Source organism: Streptomyces sp. NPDC001732 (assembly GCF_053596315.1).
Map to the genome: position 1 here is coordinate 1 of NZ_JBSFFY010000186.1, position 2,094 is coordinate 2,094.

Consider the following 2,094-nt stretch of genomic DNA (forward strand, 5'->3'; position numbering starts at 1 on the left):
GCGCTGATCGCGCTGACGATCGACGAGGAGGGCCAGGCCCGCACCGTCGATCACAAGGTCGCCGTCGCCGAGCGGCTGATCGCGGACCTGACCGGCAACTGGGGGATCCGGGAGTCGGACATCCTCATCGACTGTCTGACCTTCACGATCTGCACGGGCCAGGAGGAGTCCCGGGGCGACGGCATCGCCACGATCGGCGCGATCCGGGAGCTGAAGAAGCGCCACCCGCAGGTGCAGACCACGCTGGGCCTGTCGAACATCTCCTTCGGCCTGAACCCGGCCGCCCGCGTCGTGCTGAACTCCGTCTTTTTGGACGAGTGCGTCAAGGCCGGCCTCGACTCCGCGATCGTGCACGCCTCCAAGATCCTGCCGATCGCCCGCCTGGAGGAGGAACAGGTCAAGGTCGCCCTCGACCTGATCCACGACCGCCGCGCCGAGGGCTACGACCCGCTGCAGCGGCTCATGGAGCTGTTCGAGGGCGTCAGCACCAAATCGATGAAGGCGGGCAAGGCCGAGGAACTGGCCGCCCTGCCCCTGGAGGAACGGCTCCGGCGCCGCATCGTCGACGGCGAGAAGAACGGCCTGGAGGCCGACCTCGACCAGGCCCTCCAGTCCCGCCCGGCCCTGGAGATCGTCAACGACACCCTGCTGGAGGGGATGAAGGTCGTCGGCGAACTGTTCGGCTCCGGGCAGATGCAGCTGCCCTTCGTGCTGCAGTCCGCCGAGGTCATGAAGAGCGCGGTGGCCCACCTGGAACCGCACATGGAGAAGTCCGACGCCCAGGGCAAGGGCACCATCGTGCTGGCCACCGTCCGCGGCGACGTCCACGACATCGGCAAGAACCTCGTCGACATCATCCTGTCCAACAACGGCTACAACGTCGTCAACCTCGGCATCAAGCAGCCGGTCTCAGCGATCGTGGAAGCGGCCGAGGAACACCACGCCGACGTCATCGGCATGTCCGGCCTCCTGGTCAAATCCACCGTGATCATGAAGGAGAACCTGGAGGAGCTCAACCAGCGCAAACTGGCCGCCGACTTCCCCGTCATCCTCGGCGGCGCCGCCCTGACCCGCGCCTACGTCGAACAAGACCTCCACGAACTCTACGAAGGCGAGGTCCGCTACGCCCGCGACGCCTTCGAGGGACTGCGGCTGATGGACGCCCTGATCGCCGTCAAGCGCGGCGTCCCGGGCGCGGCCCTGCCCGAGCTGAAGCAGCGCCGGGTGCCCCGGCGGGAGACCGCGGTGCTGGAGGTCGACGAGCCGGCCGAGGGCGTGCGCTCGGACGTCGCGGTCGACAACCCCGTCCCCACCCCCCCGTTCTGGGGCACCCGGGTCGTCAAGGGCATCCCGCTCAAGGAGTACGCCTCCTGGCTCGACGAGGGCGCCCTCTTCAAGGGCCAGTGGGGCCTCAAGCAGGCCCGCACCGGCGACGGGCCCACCTACGAGGAACTCGTGGAGACCGAGGGCCGCCCCCACCTGCGCGGCTGGCTCGACAAGCTCCACACCGAGAACCTCCTGGAAGCCGCCGTCGTCCACGGCTACTTCCCCTGCGTGTCCAAGGGCGACGACCTGATCCTGCTCCACGAGGACGGCTCCGAACGCACCCGCTTCACCTTCCCCCGCCAGCGCCGCGGCCGCCGCCTGTGCCTCGCCGACTTCTTCCGCCCCGAAGAATCCGGCCAGACCGACGTCGTCGGCCTCCAGGTCGTCACCATCGGCTCCCGCATCGGCGAGGAAACCGCCAAACTCTTCGAGGCCAACGCCTACCGCGACTACCTCGAACTCCACGGACTGTCCGTCCAGCTCGCCGAGGCCCTCGCCGAGTACTGGCACGCCCGCGTCCGCGCCGAACTGGGCTTCGGCGGCGAGGACCCGGCCGACGTCGAGGACATGTTCGCGCTGAAATACCGCGGCGCGCGCTTCTCCCTCGGCTACGGCGCCTGCCCCGACCTGGAGGACCGGGCCAAGATCGCCGAACTGCTCCGGCCCGAGCGGATCGGGGTGCACCTCTCGGAGGAGTTCCAGCTCCACCCCGAGCAGTCCACCGACGCGATCGTCATCCACCACCCCGAGGCGAAATACTTCAACGCG

At 68.8% G+C, this 2,094-nt stretch carries 1 protein-coding gene; it reads left to right on the forward strand.

Annotation, left to right across the window (positions count from 1 at the left end; translation table 11 throughout):
• On the forward strand, positions 1–2,094 hold a 2,094-nt coding region (locus tag ACWCXX_RS41235; RefSeq protein WP_451136437.1), incomplete at both ends, for a vitamin B12 dependent-methionine synthase activation domain-containing protein.